Raw genomic sequence first — 19,633 nt, 5'->3', positions numbered from 1 at the left:
GCCAATTATATATTAAATAGTTCTTATTTTTAAACAATCAATAACAATTGGTAATAATCACTTCATAATCTTAAAACAGAATACTTTTACTATTTTGGGTTTACAATTTAAAAAAAACAAACGCTTTAATGCTATAGGTTTATTGTTTTTTTAGCATAATTACAACCTTTCTTAGTATCCTCAACATTAATAAAACAAAAATAATGACTAAAACAGCCTTAATTACAGGTGCTACTAGTGGAATAGGACAAGCCACAGCTCACGAATTTGCAAAGCACGGCATCGCATTAATTGTATGCGGAAGACGACAAGATCGCTTGGACGCTTTACAAAAAGAACTGGAAAATCACTGCCGAGTTCATACCTTAAATTTTGACATCACAGATAGAGAAGCTGTCTTTAAGGCCATAAACAGTTTACCTGAAGATTTTAAAATCATCGACATTTTAATTAACAACGCAGGAAACGCTCACGGATTAGACCCAATTCAAGACGGTAATTTGGACGACTGGGACGCGATGATGGATAGTAATGTTAAAGGATTACTCTATGTGAGTAAAGCTGTGATTCCACAAATGACCGAAAGACAATCGGGGCATATTATAAACATTGGGTCTTCGGCAGGAAAAGAAGTCTACCCAAAAGGTAACGTGTATTGCGCAAGTAAACACGCTGTTTTAGCATTAACTGAAGGCATGCGAATGGATTTAAATCCTTTCGGAATAAAAGTCGGCGCTATAAACCCAGGTTTAGTAGAAACCGAATTTTCGCAAGTGCGTTTTAAAGGCGACCACAGTGCTAACGATGTTTACAAAGGCTTCGCTGCATTACAACCAGAAGATATTGCCGATATTATTTATTTTGCAATTACCAGACCACCACACGTAAATATTGCCGACTTATTAGTATTACCAACAGCGCAAGCGAGTGCTACTTTGGTAAAAAAAGAGTTGTAACTTACTCGTCATATCAACCAAAAGCACAGGTAAGAACTCACGATAGCCACCTCCTTAAGATTATGATTAACAAACGTTTACTTATTAAGAATCTGCTCGCTCATAACGACGAGAACAGTTTTTATGATAAAAAACGTAAAATTGATATTAGCCATAAAGAAGGTAAAGCTAAGTTTCTTAAACACGTGTGCGCCTTAGCGAATAGCAACCCAAAAAACAACTCGTTTATTGTTATTGGGATTGAAGATGAAGACAGCGCTATTGTTGGCGTTGATTTTTTTGACGATTCTAAAATCCAAAATCTGGTTAATGCCTACTTACACAATCCGCCCATTATACAGTACGAAAATGTATCGTTTCCACATTTATCTGAAAATAAAGTAGTAGGATTAGTAACTATTCGAGCAGCCGAAGGTTTAACCTCGCTTAGAAAAAATATCTGGAAATATTACGGTGGCGCTGTCTTTTTTAGAGAAGGCAGCATAAGTATGCCCAAAGTATTTAAAAGTGATATTACCGATGTAAACTCTAAATCGGTTTTTGAAATAGAGAAGCATTCGCAGAACACTATCGGGTATACTCTCGATGGTGTTTTCGATTTTATGAATAAACGTAAAGATTACAATCCGCAATACAAAGTGTTTAAAGAGTATTTCGTGGTATGCTGGGCTGCGGAAGAGAAGAAAACAGTAAACGAATTGTACCTCTCACGAGTGGATATAGAACTCATTAATGAGCAAGTCCGTTTGTTTTATTCTAATTTAGACAAAGTATCTATTACGATGACGGAGGACAGCTTTAAAATTATAGAATATGTACATTTAGGGCTTCAGGATAACTTTAAACATTACCCTTTGGAAGAAACCCTCATTCAATTTAACGACAACCTCAGCTACTCTATAGAGTCTCTTCTCGTTTTTGAAGCCCCGCAATTCGATAAGAAAATTCTGCATCATATTTACAACATTAATAATGCCCTAATAGACCGTTTAAAACGAAACGCTACACTTAATCAAGAAGAAGAAAAAGATTTATTAAATCTACCCGCAACCTACCTTATCTGCTATTTAAATTTATTTCATGAAGCCATCGATAAACTTGAAGAAGCTAAACCGTATTTAAAATCTCATAGTACCGCCGTATACTCACATTACAAGGATGCTGTTAGGATTCTAAGGAAAGTAAAATACAGTTAAATTAAATCGTTACCAGCTATACAGTTTTTATTACCAAACACACATTAGCATAAATTATTCATATACACATTTACTATTTTTACAGAGCTATTAATCAACTTTACAAACCTTGTTTCTCCCAGAAAAATTTGGCATTGAAGCAGGGTTTACATTACAAAAAAAGAGTTCGGTATTTTAAATACTGAACTCTTTTGTCATTTATTCCGGCAGCTTTTAACTACTGTCCCTTATCTAAAGCGTCTTGCCGTTCTTTTAATTTTAACCATTGGCCTTCGTGCGCTAATTTTGCTTGCTCCGGCCAAGTGTAGGGTTTATGAATTTCGAAACGCTTACCTCCAGCTCGTAAAACTTCCGTACACTTTTCTACGCTACACTGCGATAAAGCAAGCCAAGTTTTTACATTATGAGCATGAAATAATTCTGCGATTTTAGGCCCGACGCCTTCAACAATTTTTAAATCGTTGTGTTTTACAACCTTGCCTAAAGCTGCTTTTGCAGCGACAGCATCAAAGGTTGATGTCGTTGTTTGTGATTGCGGTTTTTCATTTGGTTTAGCCCTTGCTTTGGGACTTGCTGAATTTGAAGCCATAAAACTAGAATCAGCCCCTGAATTTCCGACTCCCGATGGTTTTCCTGCCGGTTTTGCAGCGGTGATCCTATTTGCTTTACACGCCTCTAAATCGGCTTCTAGTTTGGCAATTCTATTTTTATAAATATCGGTATTAGGTCTTTCCGCTTGCGGGGTTGTTCCACCAGAAATCTTACCTATTAAATATCCAAATATTGCACTTAAAAGCCCTACTATTAAAGGAATTAATATACACCAGTTCATAATTTTTATGGTTTTTAGTTAATGGTTACTACTACTCTTCGGTTTTTAGAGCGCCCTTCTTCGGTATCATTACTCGCAATAGGAGCATCTGGACCTTTTGAAGAGGTTTCAATTTTAGTTTCCGAGATGAAATTATCTACAAAATAGTCTCTTATAAATCCTGCTCTTTTTAATGCTAAATCGATATTATTTTGTCGATCGCCAGTATTATCTGTATGCCCGATCACTTGTAACTGTACGTTTACAGATTTATCTATAAGTCGCGATATTTTGGCTACTTTTTCACGCTGTGCTTCAGAGAGGTTTATAGCTGTATTCCCAATGTTAAAATACAGTATTAAAGGGTCTTCTTTTATGTCCTTTTGGAGTTTATTTAATTCGTCCTTTAAGCTCGTATCGTTTTCAGCAAGTGTAGACACTACATACTTTAAAGGGCCAAAGAAAGCATTCTCTTGATTGGGCACCATATCTTCATTTAATTCTCCATAGGTATTTATAGATCGTGAAGAAACACCTTGCGATATTAAATAGCTTTTTACAGCGTTTGCGCGCGCCAAACCTATATCCGGAAAGGCGGTAGGATTCACTTCATCGCCGCGATAGAATCCAGTAATTTCTGCCGTCTTTAAAGAATTCTCACTTAAAAAAGTTGACAATCTATCGACTTCTCGTTTTAATCCTTCAGCGACTGGTTTTAGCACTATGGCATTCGAAAATCTGAAATTAAAATTAGCCATTGACGTAAATGATACTCCACTTTTATTGTCTACCATCGAGAACTCACTTTTGGTTGCTGGTTGCACTTCTTCTTTTGCCACTATCGTCTCCGTAATTACCGGAAGCGCCTCTTCGTCGCCCAAAGTAGAACAACATAAATTATAAAACAGAAAAGTACCCAAAGCAATGGTTAGAAAAAGACCTAAGATGTACGTTGATTTTTTACTCATTTTCGCAGTTGTTTTTAAGTTACTGACTATTAAGTTATTAAAAATATTGACATAAAATCAACTATTGTTTTAATGTTTCATTAATATTCGACCAATAACACTATTACATAGGCAAACGTTTATTATAAAGCTATCATAACAAAAAACCCGCAGCTTTCGCTGCGGGTTTTTCAATATATTATGAATCTAAATACTACAAATCGAATTTAATACCTTGGGCAAGAGGTAAATCGTCAGTATAATTAATTGTATTGGTTTGGCGTCTCATATATACTTTCCAAGCATCAGACCCAGACTCACGTCCACCACCTGTATCTTTTTCACCACCAAAAGCACCACCAATCTCGGCTCCCGAAGTTCCTATGTTTACATTGGAAATACCACAATCTGATCCTTCTACAGATAAGAATGCTTCTGCTTCGCGTAAATTATTTGTCATAATTGCAGACGATAATCCTTGACCCACACCATTTTGCAAGGCTAAGGCATCGTGTACATCTCCAGAGTACTTAATTAAGTATAATACTGGTGCAAATGTTTCGTGTTGTACAATTTCGTAATCGTTTTTAGCTTCAGCAATTGCTGGTTTTACATAACAACCAGACTCGTAACCTTCACCTGAAAGCACGCCACCTTCAACCACGACGTTACCGCCTTCTTCTACTACTTTATCTAACGCAGCTTGATACATTTTTACGGCATCTTTATCGATAATTGGTCCTACGTGATTATTTTCATCTAAAGGATTCCCGATACGCAACTGCCCGTAAGCTTTTACTACAGCGTCTTTTACTTTATCGTAAATAGATTCGTGAATAATTAAGCGACGTGTAGAGGTACAACGTTGTCCTGCAGTACCAACAGCGCCAAATACAGCACCAATAACCGTCATTTTAATATCGGCATCTGGAGTCACAATAATAGCGTTGTTTCCTCCTAATTCTAATAATGATTTCCCTAAACGACCTGCTACTTCTTGAGCAACACTTTTACCCATTCTAATCGACCCTGTTGCCGAGAGTAGAGGCATACGTTTGTCTTTAGACATCATTCCACCAACCTTATGATCGCCATTAATTAGGTTACTAATTCCTTCTGGTAAACCATTTGCTTTAAAGACTTCGGCTGCTATATTTTGACAAGCGATACCACATAACGGTGTTTTCTCACTTGGTTTCCATACGCAAACATCTCCACAAACCCACGCTAATGCCGTGTTCCAAGCCCAAACTGCCACTGGAAAGTTAAAGGCAGAAATAATACCGACAACTCCCATTGGATGGTACTGCTCGTACATTCTATGTCCTGGACGTTCTGAGTGCATTGTTAACCCATGTAATTGTCTAGATAAACCTACTGCGAAATCGCAGATATCGATCATTTCTTGAACCTCGCCTAGACCTTCTTGGTACGATTTACCCATCTCGTAAGACACTAACTTACCTAAAGCCTCTTTTTTCTCTCTTAACTTATCTCCAAATTGACGAACGATTTCACCACGTTGTGGCGCTGGCATTGTTCTCCAATCTTTAAAAGCTGAAGTTGCAGCATCCATAACTTTATTGTAATCTGCTTGAGTCGTCGCTTTTACTTTAGCAATTAATTTTCCATCTACTGGAGAATATGATTCAATAAGCTCTCCATTAGAAAAACTATTTGATCCCGTAGAGGATCCTTCATTTATGTCTTTTACACCTAATTCACTTAGTGCTTCTTTTATTCCGAAATCAGCTAAATTTGCTGCCATATTTAATTGTTTTTTACGAATTATTAAATTATCAATGCGAATATAGTAATAATTAGCCGTTTATCAGGGCATCGCTATCTTAAAAAAAACCTAAGCTTTACTTTTTAAAAAGGACGTGTTATTATTCAATTTTACACTATATTATCTCGCTTAAATTATAGCATAAAACAAATACTATCGGTTACACTACGAATTCTTGCGAGTCCAAATACAATTACTAAAAAAGTGTTTTTTATAACTCTAATTTATTTAGTTTTATAAAAAATTTTAACCAATGTCTATCAAATCCGTTTTTAGCCTCCTTCTTTACGTCCTCTTTATGTTTTCTTGTAAAAAAACACCTGTAGAAACCGATAATTTATTCAAATTTAGAGATTATATAAGCTATACAACCTCGGGTAGAGTTTCAGCTTCGAGCCCTATAAAAGTAAACTTAAGCAATCCTGTGGAAGGTTGGGAAACAGATAAAGAACTACTAACAGACGACATTTTCTCTATACAGCCAAACGTGTCGGGCACATTAGTGGCCAATAATTCACGTACTTTTTCTTTTATTCCAGACGAAACTTTAGCGGCAGACACCGAATATGCCGTAACCATTTTTCTAGGAAAAATTTATAAAGAGCTCCCAGAAGAGTATAATAGTTACACGTTCCAGTTTAAAACCATCGCACCAAATTTTAGTATTGTAACAAACGAATTACAATCTTATAATGAAGAATGGCAATACCTACTGGGTGCCGTAAAATCTGCCGATTATATTGCGCTTAAGCAAGCAAAACAATTGATTGAAGCGTCGCAAAATGGTAAAAAACTAAACGTAGAATGGAATGAATTAAGCCAACCGGCAAAATATTTTGAATTTAAAATTGATAGCATACATCGCGAAATTGACGACACTAAAATAGTTTTAGAATGGAACGGAAAGGCTATTAAAGCAGATAATAACGGTGAAAACACCGTGTTAATTCCTGGTATTAATAATTTTATCATCACAAAAATTGATGTGATTCAAGAGCCGGAGCAATATTTATCGATTAACTTTTCTGATCCCTTAAAAAAACAGCAAAATTTTAATGGGTTAATTAGTATTCAAGATAGTAAAAACCCTAAATATATTGTCGATGGTAATATTCTAAAAGCCTATCCGCAGTCTAAGATTAACGGAGATTTTCAAGTGGAGGTGTTTCAAGGCATACAAAATACCGATGGTTATAAATTAAAGCAACCGTTTTCTGAATTGATTTCTTTTGAAGAGGTAAAACCCGAAGTTCGTTTAGTAAATAGCGGCGTTATTTTACCAAATTCTGAGCAGTTAAAATTTAATTTTGAGGCGATTAACTTAAAAGCTGTTGATATTCGAGTTATTAAAATCTTTGAAGATAATGTGCTTCAATTTTTACAAGACAATAATTTAAAAGACAGCAATAACTACGCGATTCGACACGTCGGCCGCCGCATTGCGAAAAAAACGATAACACTTATCGAGGACGGCCAGCCCAATCTTGGTAAATGGAAAACCTATAGCGTGGATTTATCGACATTATTTAACGCGAATCCTGGTGCCATATACCGAGTGGAAATCAGTTTTAAAAAAGACTATTCGCTTTACGATTGTAACGTGACTAATAATATAACCAATCTCGAAAATAACGAAGATTATTATAACACGTCATACGACGACGACTATAATAATTACGATGAATTAAGCCCTGATGAAGAAAATCTGCGGGAAGAAAACTATTGGGACAACCTAGGCTACAGCTATCGCAACGATAGTTATAATTGGAGAGAACGCGATAACCCTTGCCACGATTCATATTACAACCAAGATAAGGTTATCGCTCAAAATCTGATTGCTTCAAACCTTGGTGTAATTGTAAAAAAAGGAGCTAATACTAATTACTTATTCGCAGTTACAAATATTTTAAATACCGACGTAGAACCCAATGCACGCGTAACACTCTATAACTTTCAGCAGCAAAAAATAACGTCAAAAAAAACAAACACAGTGGGCATAGCTTCTATCGCCACTAAAAGTCGTGCAGCCTTCGCTATTGTTACTAAAGGAAAAAATACGACTTACATTAAACTGGACGATGGAAATTCGCTATCCCTATCTAAATTTGATGTTTCGGGAAACCAGTTACAACGTGGCTTAAAAGGTTATATTTATGGCGAACGCGGCGTTTGGAGACCTGGAGATTCTATTTACTTATCGTTTATTCTCGATGATAATGCGAACGCAATACCAGAAGGGCATCCTATAAAAATGGAAGTAACCAATCCTAACGGAAAGTTAGTCTACAAAAAAATAACCGCTAATAACGTGAATAGTTTTTACACGTTTACTATACCCACAACAACCGATAGTAAAACCGGAAACTGGAATGCCAAAGTGAGCGTTGGTGGCGCTCACTTTTACAAAGCGTTAAAAGTAGAAACCGTTAAGCCCAACCGTTTAAAAATTAAGATCGATTTTACAGACGCGGTGTTAACAAGCAGCAAACCTCTTAACGGTACGTTGCAAGTAAATTGGTTGCACGGCGCAGCGGCGAAAAGTGTTAAAGCAGAAATAAAAGCGAAATTCAGTAATGCGTATCAGCCATTTCCTAACTATAAAAAGTATGCGTTTTCAGACCCTTCGAGAACTTTTTCTTCGGAAGAGCTTTCCGTATTTGAAAGTCGCGTTAATGCCGATGGATTTGCGAAAATTGAAAACTCACTTTCAGTAGGAAAAAATGCCCCCGGAATGTTAAACGTTCAATTTTTAGTGCGTGCTTTCGAGAACGGCGGCGATTTTTCAATGGATGCCTTTACTAAAAAATATGCGCCTTATAAATCATTTGTCGGTTTACAATCACCTGACGGAAAAGCGTACGGATCCTTTTTTACAGATGAAGACAAAACGTTCGATATTATAACTGTAAACAGCCAAGGAAAACCCATACAGCAAAACAATTTAGAAGTAAAAGTTTATAAGGTTGAATGGCGTTGGTGGTGGAATTCATCTGAAGATAATTTATCAAAATACACGTCCAGCTCTTACCATAAACCATTTATGGAAACGACAGTAAACACAGATGCCAAAGGAAAAGCGAGTTTTAAAATTAATGTTCCCGAAACGGAAAGCGGCCGCTATTTAATTCGTGTTTTCGATCCTAAGAACGGTCACGCCACCGGAAGAACTGCTTATTTTTATAAAAATTGGTGGTCTAAACAACCTAGCGGTGATAAGGAAGCAGCAAAAATGCTAGTTTTCGCTGCCGATAAAGAAAAATACAACGTGGGTGAAACAGCAAAAATCACTTTTCCTTCAGGGACTGCTGGCCGCGCTTTGGTCAGTATAGAAAATGGTACCGATGTTTTAGACTATAAATGGGTAGAAACTGAACACGGTGAAACAGTTGTCAATATTCCAGTAACAAAAAATATGACTCCCAATGCATTTGTAAACATCTCCTTATTACAACCTCACGCCAGCACAGCAAACGATTTACCATTACGCTTATATGGCGTTATCCCGCTTCTAGTGGAAGATAAAAACACGAAACTAGAGCCTATAATTAAAATGCCAGACGTCTTGCGCCCTAAAGAAGATTTCACGGTAACCGTCTCAGAAAAAAACAATAGAGCGATGACGTATACGATTGCGGTTGTAGAGGAAGGTTTACTCGATTTAACGCGATTTAAAACTCCAAATGCGTGGGATGCTTTTTATGCTCGCGAAGCATTAGGGGTAAAAACATGGGACATTTTCGACGCTGTTATCGGTGCTTACAGCGGTAGTATAGAACAAATTTTCGCTATTGGTGGAGATGGTAATGCCCTTGCTGGAAAAGCAAAAAAAGCCAACCGTTTTAAGCCCGTAGTTACTGTTTTAGGCCCGTTTACTTTAAAAGCTAATGACAAGAAAACGCACACGATTAAAATGCCAAATTATATTGGCGCTTTGCGTACTATGGTGGTTGCCGGAAACACAGAAATGGAAGCTTACGGAAGTGCCGATAAATCTGTAGAAGTTAAAAAGCCTTTAATGGTTTTAGCAACGTTACCACGAAAATTAAGCCCAGGAGAAAAAGTAACCCTACCCGTAACGGTTTTCGCTATGGAACCACGCGTTAAGAATGTAACTTTAAAACTTAAGCTTAGCAACGGTATTGCAGTCGTTGGTGAAGCAACAAAAACGCTATCTTTTGCTAAACCAGATGAAAAAATGACGTATTTTCAATTGGACGTAAGCAAGGCAAAAGGCACTAATACTGTAGAAGTTATTGCTTCTGGAAATGGCGAAAAAGCATCTTACATTGTAGAGCTTGATGTTGTAAACCCAAACCCGATTACTTCTAAAGCATTGGATCGCACTCTAGAAAAAAGAGTTTCGGAAGAATTAAACTTTGAAACCTTTGGCGTTATAGGCTCAAATTTTGCTACAGTAGAATTTTCTACGATGCCTCCAATGGATTTCACACGACGTTTACAGTTTTTAATTCAATATCCACACGGGTGTTTAGAGCAAACAACATCGGCCGTTTTTCCGCAGTTATATTTAGAAGCTATTTTCGATTTACCTATAAAAAGAAAACAAGAACTTCACTCTAATATTAAAAGTGCGATAAAACGGTTAGGGAATTTTCAGCGTCCAAATGGCGGTATGAGCTACTGGATTGGAGAAAACTATGTTAATGATTGGAGCACAAGTTATGCCGGCCACTTTATGATTGAAGCCGAAAAGCAAGGTTATGTGTTACCAATTACTTTTAAAAACAATTGGTTAAAATATCAAAAAGAAACCGCTAGAAATTGGAGACCGAGCTATAAAACACCTAACAGCGACTTAGCACAAGCGTACAGATTATATACCTTAGCTTTAGCCGGAAGTGCCGATTTAAGTGCTATGAATAGATTAAATGAATTTACAGAGATTTCAAACGAAGCGAAATGGCGCCTAGCCGCGGCCTATGCTTTAGCAGGACAAATTGAAGCGAGTAATACCATTGCCAAAACGACGACTATTGAATTTCAATCGCCTAAATACAACTATTACACCTATGGCTCGGCAGATAGAAATCGCGCAATGGCTCTGGAAACTATGGTGCTTACAAAAGATAAAAGAAGGCACGAATTGGCCAAATATCTCGCAAAAAACTTATCTAGCGATCGCTGGATGAGTACCCAAACAACGGCTTATAGTTTGATGGCAATGGCAAAAATGGTTACAATCAATGGCGGGAAATCGTTAGACCTACAATACACTATGAATGGTAAAACAGAAACGATTAAAACCAATAGCGCAATTGCCCAGCGTGAGTTAGCAGTTAAAGACGGCGCAAATTCTTTAAGTTTTAAAAACAACCAAGAGAACGTGGTCTATGTTCGTGTTTTAAATTCCGGTAAATTACCATTAGGCGAAGAGCACATAGAGCAACGTGGTCTGAGTGTCGATATCGCTTATAAAGATCTAAAAGGAAATAGCATTATTATTGATAATTTAAAACAAGGTGAAGATTTTATGGCGACGGTAACGGTAACTAATCTAAAAGATGAAACAGTAAACGATATTGCCTTAACCCAGATTTTTCCATCGGGATGGGAAATTGTAAACACACGTTTTACGGCTTACGGAAATAGCATTACTAGCCAAGCACGTTACACAGACATTCGTGATGATCGTGTCAATTTCTATTTCGATTTGCCTAGCAAAGGAAAATCTAAAGGCACAAAAACATTTAATGTGTTACTTAATGCCTCCTATTTAGGCACTTATTATTTACCGGGTGTTCAAGCTGAAGCAATGTACGATAATGAGTTTTTAGTTCGTGGCGCAGGAAAATGGATCTCAGTAGAAAAATAAAGAGCAAATAAAAGGACAGTGAAAAATAGCCTTTGCTTTTAAAGCAACGGCTATTTTAGTACAGACAGAATATATGAAACGCCTTATATTATATGTAAAAAGACACAAACTAAAAGCAATAGTGCTAGCACTCCTTTTAGTGTCTTATTATTTCTGTTTGCCAAGAACGCTATTTAAAGACCCTACGGCGACGGTTATTACAAGTGCATCCAATCGCTTATTAGGGGCAAAAATAGCTAGCGACGGACAATGGCGGTTTCCAAAAAGCGATAGTGTGCCCGATAAATTTAAAACGTGTATTATTGCTTTTGAAGACGCGTACTTCTATCAGCATCCCGGTTTTAATCCTGTTTCCATTGCAAAAGCACTGAGGCAGAATTTAGAATCTGGCAGTGTAAAACGTGGTGGAAGCACCTTAACACAACAGGTGATTAGACTCTCACGTAAAGGACAATCGCGGACCTATTTCGAAAAAATTAAAGAATTAATTTTAGCAACGCGATTAGAATTAAAGTATAGTAAAGAAAGTATTTTGGCCTTTTATGCCAGTTATGCTCCTTTCGGCGGAAATGTCGTAGGTATAGATGCGGCTTCTTGGCGTTATTTTAATAGGAATGTAGAAGAACTCTCGTGGGCAGAGAGCGCTACTTTAGCCGTTTTGCCAAATGCTCCTAGCTTAATTTATCCTGGAAAAAACCAAAAATTGCTTTTAAACAAAAGAAATCGACTTTTAAAGAAACTACTTAGTAATAATAGTATTGATAGTTTAACTTACAGATTATCTATCGCTGAAAGATTACCACAAAAACCTTATCCGCTGCCACGGATAGCACCACATCTCCTTCAGAAAGTAGCCAAAACACATCGTGGTGAACGTGTGCAAACAACTATTAACAGTAAATTCCAAGAGCAAACTAACGCGATTGTTTCCAAACATTATAATATATTAAAGCAAAATGAGATTTATAATATTTCAGTGTTAATTTTAGACGTTAAGACACGACAAGTACTAACCTATGTTGGTAATGCACCCACCGATAAAAAACATCAAAAAGATGTTGATATTATAGACAAACCGCGCAGCACCGGAAGCATTTTAAAACCTTTTTTATACGCGGCTGTTTTAGATGCTGGCGACTTGCTCCCCAATACCCTAATTGCTGATGTGCCCACAAACTTCGGGAATTATGTTCCGGAAAATTACAACAAAGAATTTGACGGGGTAGTGCCCGCAAAAAAAGCATTATCGCGGTCACTAAATGTACCTTCGGTCTTAATGCTTCAAGATTTTGGGTTAGATCGCTTTTACCATTATTTAAAAGCTTTGAAACTTCGGGATGTAAAATACAATGCTAACCATTATGGATTGTCTTTAATATTAGGAGGCGCAGAAAGCAATCTATGGGATTTATGTAAAAGTTATGCCAACTTATCCTCCACATTAAATCATTTCAATGCGAGCTCTTCAGAGTATTTTTCGAATGAATTTTGCGAACCTACTTTTTTAGCTTCAGAAACTATAGATTTCGGAAAAAAATCGTCTGAAAAAACCCTGTTCGATGCCGCTTCTATCTATCTCACTTACGAAAGTTTAAAAGAGGTTAATCGCCCGGAAGGCAATGAGAGCTGGGAGTTTTTTGATGATTCGAAACAGATTGCTTGGAAAACAGGAACCAGTTACGGTTTTAGAGATGCCTGGGCCATTGGCACCACCAAAGATTACGTGGTTGGCGTGTGGGTTGGTAATGCGGATGGCGAGGGACGCCCCGGCTTAGTAGGTGTGCAATCTGCAGCCCCTATTCTTTTTGACGTGTTCGATGTAGTACCACAAAGCGAATGGTTTTCTACACCTTACGACGAAATGCGGGAGGTAAAGATATGTTCTAATAGCGGCTATCGCGCGTCCACTATTTGTCCGGACACTGAATTGAATTTTATTCAAATTAGCGGACTTAAAACAAGAGCTTGCCCCTATCACATTTTAATTCATTTGGATGAAAAGGAACAGTATCAAGTTAATTCTTCCTGTGAAAATTTAGACAAAATAACTCATAAATCGTGGTTTGTATTACCTCCTTTAATGGCGTATTACTACAAAACTAAAAACCCTTTCTATAAAGCTTTACCAGCGTTTCGAGAGGATTGCAACACAAATAGCGCCGCGTTTATGGAGTTTATTTACCCTAATGAATCGACAACTGTATTCCTTCCAAAAGACTTCGATGGAAACACCAATCCATTGATTTTGAAAATTGCCCATTCAAAACCAGAAACCACAATCTATTGGTACTTAGATTCCTCCTTTATTGGTACAACAAATGACATCCACGAAAAAGCGATTATTCCTGAAGAGGGATCCCATAATTTAACAGCCGTAGATGCATTCGGTAATGAAATTAACAGACACCTGGTAATAAGCTTATAAGACCTCGTATTTACACAGTAATACAGACGGTTACTCTTAACAATCAAATTCATTTCAACGAAAAAAAATACATTACATCTATTCTTATATTTTATGTGCCACATTTAACATATCTTTAAGCCTATTTTATAAACCGTATATAAATTAAATTGTACTATATAATGAGAAAAATTACTCTTCTGTTGTTATTACTTTGTTTTGGGTTATCGCTTACTGCGCAAACTTATATTCAAGAGGATTTCAACACCAACATTCCAGCAACATGGACCATTACAGATGCCGGCTCGGCAACTGGAGACTCTTGGGCCTCGGGCTTACAAGCAGGACAATCGTTAGACGGCACTAGTGGTGCTTTTGTAGACAGCGACGCTGCTGGGTCAGGTGTAACACTTGAGGAAACCCTTACCACGCCAGTATTTGACGCTTCCGGGGCTACCGCTTTGTTTTTAGACTTTAGTCAATATTTCAACTCCATAGGTGGTGATTTTGCAACTGTTGAAGTTTTTGACGGTACCAACTGGATAGAAATATTAAATCAAACTACGAATGTTGGGTCCTACGCCACACCTGATGAGCAGCACATAGACATCACACAGTACGCTAATGCTGCGATGCAAGTACGATTTTTTTATAATAACGCTGGGAACTGGGCATGGTACTGGATGATTGACGATGTCACTATATATAATGCTACTTGCCCTAATCCAAGTGATTTCGCTTTGGTTACGGCGAACGCAACGGAAGCCAATTTTTCTTGGACTGCCGGAGGCACCGAAACCAATTGGGAAGTTGCAGTACAGCCTGTTGGCACCGGAATCCCTACAGGAAACGGAGCTTTAACTACTACAAATACTTATACCGCAACCGGATTAAATCCGGCTACTAATTATGAGGGTTATTTAAGATCAGATTGCGATAATGGCGATCTAAGCATTTGGGTTGGCCCAATTAACTTTAATACGGAATGTGTTTCTTTTACAGCACCTTATACTCAAGATTTTGAGAACGCAGGAGCAATTCCTTTATGTTGGACAATGAGTGGCGGGGAAGACTGGCAGTTTAGTGATAACCCGGGAACTAACCATATTGGTAACAATGGAACACTTACAGGTAACACTATTTCTAATGGCCATTTTGCATGGGTAGATTCTTCTGGAGAACAAGGCCCATCAACATTGACAACACCTATAATAGATATTTCAGGATTAATAACACCTTCTATTTCTTTTTATTTAATAAGTAATAACGAAGGTTTTGCAAACTCACAATTAGACGTTGAGGTTTGGGATGGTGCTGCTTGGAATTTAATGGCAACATACAATACGAATACAAGTGGATGGGAAAAGAAAACCATCAACATAAGCACGTTAACCATCACAGGTGATGTGCAAGCACGTTTTATTTTCTCTGAACCAACTCCAGGAGACTTTTACGACGATATTGCTATTGATGACGTTACTTTCAACGAGTTACCAACTTGTGTAAACCCTTCGAATATTTCTGTATCGAATACGACTGCAACAACTGCAGATATTGCTTGGATTTCTAATGGTTTAGAAACAGATTGGGAAATAACAATTCAAGCTGCGGGAACAGGACTTCCTACTGTAGATGGAACTGCGACAACAACAAATCCTTACTTAGCTACAGGACTATCACCTGCAACAAACTATGAGGTCTATGTAAGATCTGTATGCGGTGCAGAGAAAAGTGACTGGATTGGACCAAGTAACTTCGCTACAGAGTGCGCATTATTTACCGCTCCATATACACAAAATTTTGATAATGGTGGTAATATACCTTTATGTTGGACTATGAGTGGTGGTGAAGATTGGAACTTTGATAACGACCCTGGTTTTAACCATATAGGAAACAATGGTGCTATGGCAGGAAATACAGCATCAGGCGGATATTTTGCATGGGCTGATGCCTCTGGAACAGATTCTCCTGCAACATTAATGAGTCCTTTGGTTGACGTTTCTACCCTAACGACACCTGCACTGTCATTCTTTCTTATTAGTCATAATGAAGGTAATACAAATGCTCAATTAGACGTTGAAGTTTGGGATGGTGCTGCTTGGAACCCATTAGCAGTTTATAATACGAACACCAATGGATGGGAGTTAATCATATTAGATATTAGCACTTTAACCATTACCGGTCCTGTGCAAGCACGATTTATATTTTCTGAAGTTATTACACCTAGTGATTTCTATGACGATATTGCTATTGACGACGTTACTTTCGATAATCTTCCAACGTGCTTATCTGTTACTGATTTAACATCTAACAACTTGTCTTTAACATCTACAGAATTAAGTTGGACAGAAAATGGAACAGCAGCAAACTGGAACATCGAGTATGGCCCTCAAGGTTTTACTCCAGGGACAGGTACTCTTTTAAATACAACAACTAATCCTACTGTTTTATCAGGCCTTACTGCCGATACATTTTACGATTTTTACGTACAAGCAGATTGTGGTGCTACAGACGGTACTAGTATTTGGATTGGTCCTGGATCATTCTTTACGGGATATTGTGAATCTATACCTGCATCTAACGATGGCACAGGGGTTGGAAATGTAACCATTGCGACTACGGCCTTCCCTAGTTTAGGAGATGTTACGTACGAAAACCACACAACGCCCGCGGTTACTGTTTTTCAAGGTGTCAACACTAATCTTCAAATTACTTTTGAAACTGGCTATACTTACGACACCTATATCTGGATAGATTTTGATGACAACCTAGTATTCGATGCTGGAGAACTTGTTTATCAAGGAACTTCTACAAACGGCAATCCTGCAACATTGGATGCCTCTTTTATTATGCCTGCAACAGCGCCAATAGGGCAACACAGAATGCGTATTGCAACTGCTGATTCTATGACTACTCCAAACCCATGTTATAATGGGTCTTATGGCGTAACTCTTGATTTCACCGTAGACATACAGATGTTAACTTGTACACTACCGGAAGCTACATTTACTATAGTGCCCGATTGTGATAACGATCAAATAACTGTAGATGTAGACGTAACTAGTCTTGGAGATGCAACAACCTTAACGATTTCTAACGATTTCGACGGGACAACAACTACGGTTTCTACCTTAGATGTTTTCCCTATTGGGCCATTCCCGCTTAACCAGAATGTTAATATATATGTAACGAATGATCAAAATACAGACTGTGTTATTGGTAGTGGCGTTTTAAACTTACCAGCATGTGCTCCAGATAACGACGATTGTATTAACGCAACACCTTTCTTAGCCAATGCAGATGCTACATGTACAAATAATGTATCAGGCACTTTATTTGGTGCTACGGAATCTACCCAAGCAAACGATTGTGGAGGTACGACAAACGATGATGTATGGTTTAGTTTCGAAGCAGTTTCTACAGATCACGCCGTAGATATTAGCAACATTCAAGGTTCATTTTTTATAAACTTTGGCGTTTACGAAGGTACAGATTGTAGTGCTTTAACAAATATAGACTGCGGATTTACAGATGCGTTAATTTTAAACAACCTTACAATAGGTAATACCTATTATATTAGAGTTCATTCTGAGTCAGATGTAGATTATCAAGACATTACTTTCGATTTATGTGTTTATACAGTTCCACCTGCTATTATAGCAGATGATACAACCTACACTGTAGAAGAATTAGTTGAAGATATATTAGTAAATTCTCCATGTTCTACAGTATCCAATATTACTTGGTCTACTGGAACAGATTTTACAGATGTTAATGGAATTGGATACTTTGAAGCCAACGGCTCTTCTTTCCCTTTTGAAAGTGGAATTGTAATGTCTACAGGAAACGTTCTAGATGCAGCTGGTCCTGAGACAGGATTAACTTCTGGAGGATCTTTTGGCTGGCCAGGAGATTCAGACTTAGAATTAGCTGTTGGATTAGCTCCGGGTAGTACTGGAAATGCTTCGATAATAGAGTTCGATTTTACACCTTTAATAGACGAAATGTCTTTCGATTTTATTTTTGCATCTGAGGAATATGGAACATTCCAATGTTCTTATTCTGATGCTTTTGCTTTCTTATTAACAGATTCTGTTACAGGAGTTACTACAAATATTGCAGTAGTTCCAGGAACGACCACTCCTATAGCTGTCACCACTATCAGGGATGCTGCTTTTAATGGTAACTGCACATCGGAAAACCCATTATTATTTGGTGACTTCTATGGCGGAGGAAATGGCTTAGACCCGAACTTAAGTCCTACAAATTATAGAGGAAGTACAGTACCACTTACCGCTTTTTCTACTGTAGTACCTAATCGCGAATACCATATTAAATTAGTTATTGCAGATTTTCAAGATAATTCTTATGATTCAGCAGTATTTTTATCAGCTAGTAGTTTCCAAATTGGAGAAGTAGACTTAGGTGCAGATATTTTATTAACAGATGGTAACGCTATTTGTGAAGGCGATGCAGTTACTTTAGATGTAGGAGTCCCTATTCCAGCTAACACTGTAGTGACTTGGTATACTTTAGCTGATGGTATTCAAGAACCTATTGCCGGAGAAGACGGACCAACAGTAGAGGTGACTGAAACAGGAGTATATATTGTAGAGCTCGTTTTTAACAATAACTTTTCTTGTTTTGCATCAGATCAAATTATAGTGGAGTTCTTCCCTAACCCAATTGCTAACGACTCACCTATCATTTATGGTTGTGATTCTAGTAATGATGCTATAGCAACATTCAATTTAACAGTTAATGACGCTATTATTATAGGAACGCAAACAGACATTGTATTAAGCTATTACTTAACAGAACAAAACGCAATAGACCAAATAGACCCTATTACAACGCCAACAGCTTACGATTCTACAGCAACAACTATTTATGTTTCTGCCGAAGACACAGCAACGGGTTGTACAGGAGTAGGTTCATTTGAAATCGATTTAGCACCTAAACCTGTATTAACACAGCCGCAAGATGTTCAAGGTTGTGATGATGATGGCGATGGTTATTCACTATTTAATTTAACGGTTAACGAAGCAAGTATTATTACTAACGCTTCAGATTATATCTTTACATACCACATCACTTTAGCTGATGCTGAAACAAATACCGATGCTATTCTTGACCCTACAGCATTTGATTCAAATCCAACGACTGTATATGTAAGAGTGGAGGATGCGACTTCAGGTTGTTTTGAAACAACTACTTTAGGTTTAATTCTTGCCGATGCACCAGAGACTACTTTCGACTCTAATAATGTTTACGAAGTATGTCCTAATGCCTCTAGCCCTATTACGGTAACTGCTACAGGTGTTAATTACAACGCTTCGGAAGTATCAGTTACATGGTATAACGAAGGTGTATTAATTCCAGGAGCGAACAGTTTAGCTTTAAGTACAGTATTAACGCAAGGAACATATACTGTAGAAGTTTCATTCATCGCGTCTGGTTGTACTACAAGCGAAGACGTAGAAGTTTACGAGTTAGAAAATTGTATTATTCCACAAGGTATATCGCCAAACGGAGATAATAAAAACGATTTTTTCGACTTAAGTAGTTTCGATGTACAAAGCTTAGAAATCTTTAATAGATATGGGACCAAAGTATATTCTAGAGCAAACTATACTAACGAATGGTTTGGTCAATCTAAAGATGGTGATGAATTACCAGTAGGTACGTACTACTATG

General features: G+C 37.6%; 8 protein-coding genes. 5 read left to right on the top strand and 3 right to left on the bottom strand.

The genetic code is table 11. From position 1 onward, the window contains the following. Nucleotides 1–203 precede the first annotated feature (203 nt). Together ES677_RS06770 and ES677_RS06765 are read left to right on the top strand one after the other, a co-directional pair. Nucleotides 204–956 carry an SDR family NAD(P)-dependent oxidoreductase gene (locus tag ES677_RS06770; RefSeq protein WP_148369218.1) on the top strand — a complete coding sequence of 251 codons (753 nt, stop codon included), beginning with the start codon at nucleotides 204–206 and terminating at the stop codon, nucleotides 954–956. 62 nt (nucleotides 957–1,018) lie between these two features. After that, entirely contained in the window at nucleotides 1,019–2,152 is a 1,134-nt protein-coding gene (locus ES677_RS06765; protein ID WP_148380836.1) for an ATP-binding protein, read from the top strand. A gap of 217 nt (nucleotides 2,153–2,369) precedes the next feature. On the opposite strand, the gene ES677_RS06760 is transcribed toward ES677_RS06765, so the two are convergent. The 3 genes from ES677_RS06760 to amaB all read right to left on the bottom strand — a co-directional run bounded on the left by ES677_RS06760 (nucleotide 2,370) and on the right by amaB (nucleotide 5,678). Next, nucleotides 2,370–2,984 carry a hypothetical protein gene (locus ES677_RS06760; protein WP_148380835.1) on the bottom strand — a complete coding sequence of 205 codons (615 nt, stop codon included), beginning with the start codon at nucleotides 2,982–2,984 and terminating at the stop codon, nucleotides 2,370–2,372. Between the two features lie 14 nt (nucleotides 2,985–2,998). Then, entirely contained in the window at nucleotides 2,999–3,931 is a 933-nt protein-coding gene (locus tag ES677_RS06755) for an OmpA family protein (RefSeq protein WP_148380834.1), read from the bottom strand. A gap of 193 nt (nucleotides 3,932–4,124) precedes the next feature. Then, a complete protein-coding gene (gene amaB / locus ES677_RS06750; protein ID WP_148369211.1) occupies nucleotides 4,125–5,678 on the bottom strand; it encodes an L-piperidine-6-carboxylate dehydrogenase in 1,554 nt (517 codons plus the stop codon). 274 nt (nucleotides 5,679–5,952) lie between these two features. Here amaB and ES677_RS06745 point away from each other — a divergent pair, with 274 nt between their 5' ends. From ES677_RS06745 to ES677_RS15655, 3 genes are all read left to right on the top strand, one after another. After that, entirely contained in the window at nucleotides 5,953–11,532 is a 5,580-nt protein-coding gene (locus ES677_RS06745; RefSeq protein WP_148380833.1) for an Ig-like domain-containing alpha-2-macroglobulin family protein, read from the top strand. 73 nt (nucleotides 11,533–11,605) lie between these two features. Next, complete coding sequence (pbpC, locus tag ES677_RS06740) at nucleotides 11,606–13,957, top strand: penicillin-binding protein 1C (RefSeq protein ID WP_148380832.1); 2,352 nt, start codon at nucleotides 11,606–11,608, stop codon at nucleotides 13,955–13,957. A 161-nt stretch (nucleotides 13,958–14,118) separates the two neighbouring features. After that, nucleotides 14,119–19,633, top strand: a 5,515-nt coding sequence (locus ES677_RS15655; protein ID WP_246124390.1) for a choice-of-anchor L domain-containing protein, incomplete at its 3' end; no start/stop codon positions are given.

This window comes from Bizionia gelidisalsuginis (assembly GCF_008086185.1).
GTDB lineage: Bacteria > Bacteroidota > Bacteroidia > Flavobacteriales > Flavobacteriaceae > Bizionia > Bizionia saleffrena.
The sequence above is the reverse complement of the archived record's forward strand: the minus strand, read 5'-3'. Positions and strand labels throughout refer to the sequence as shown.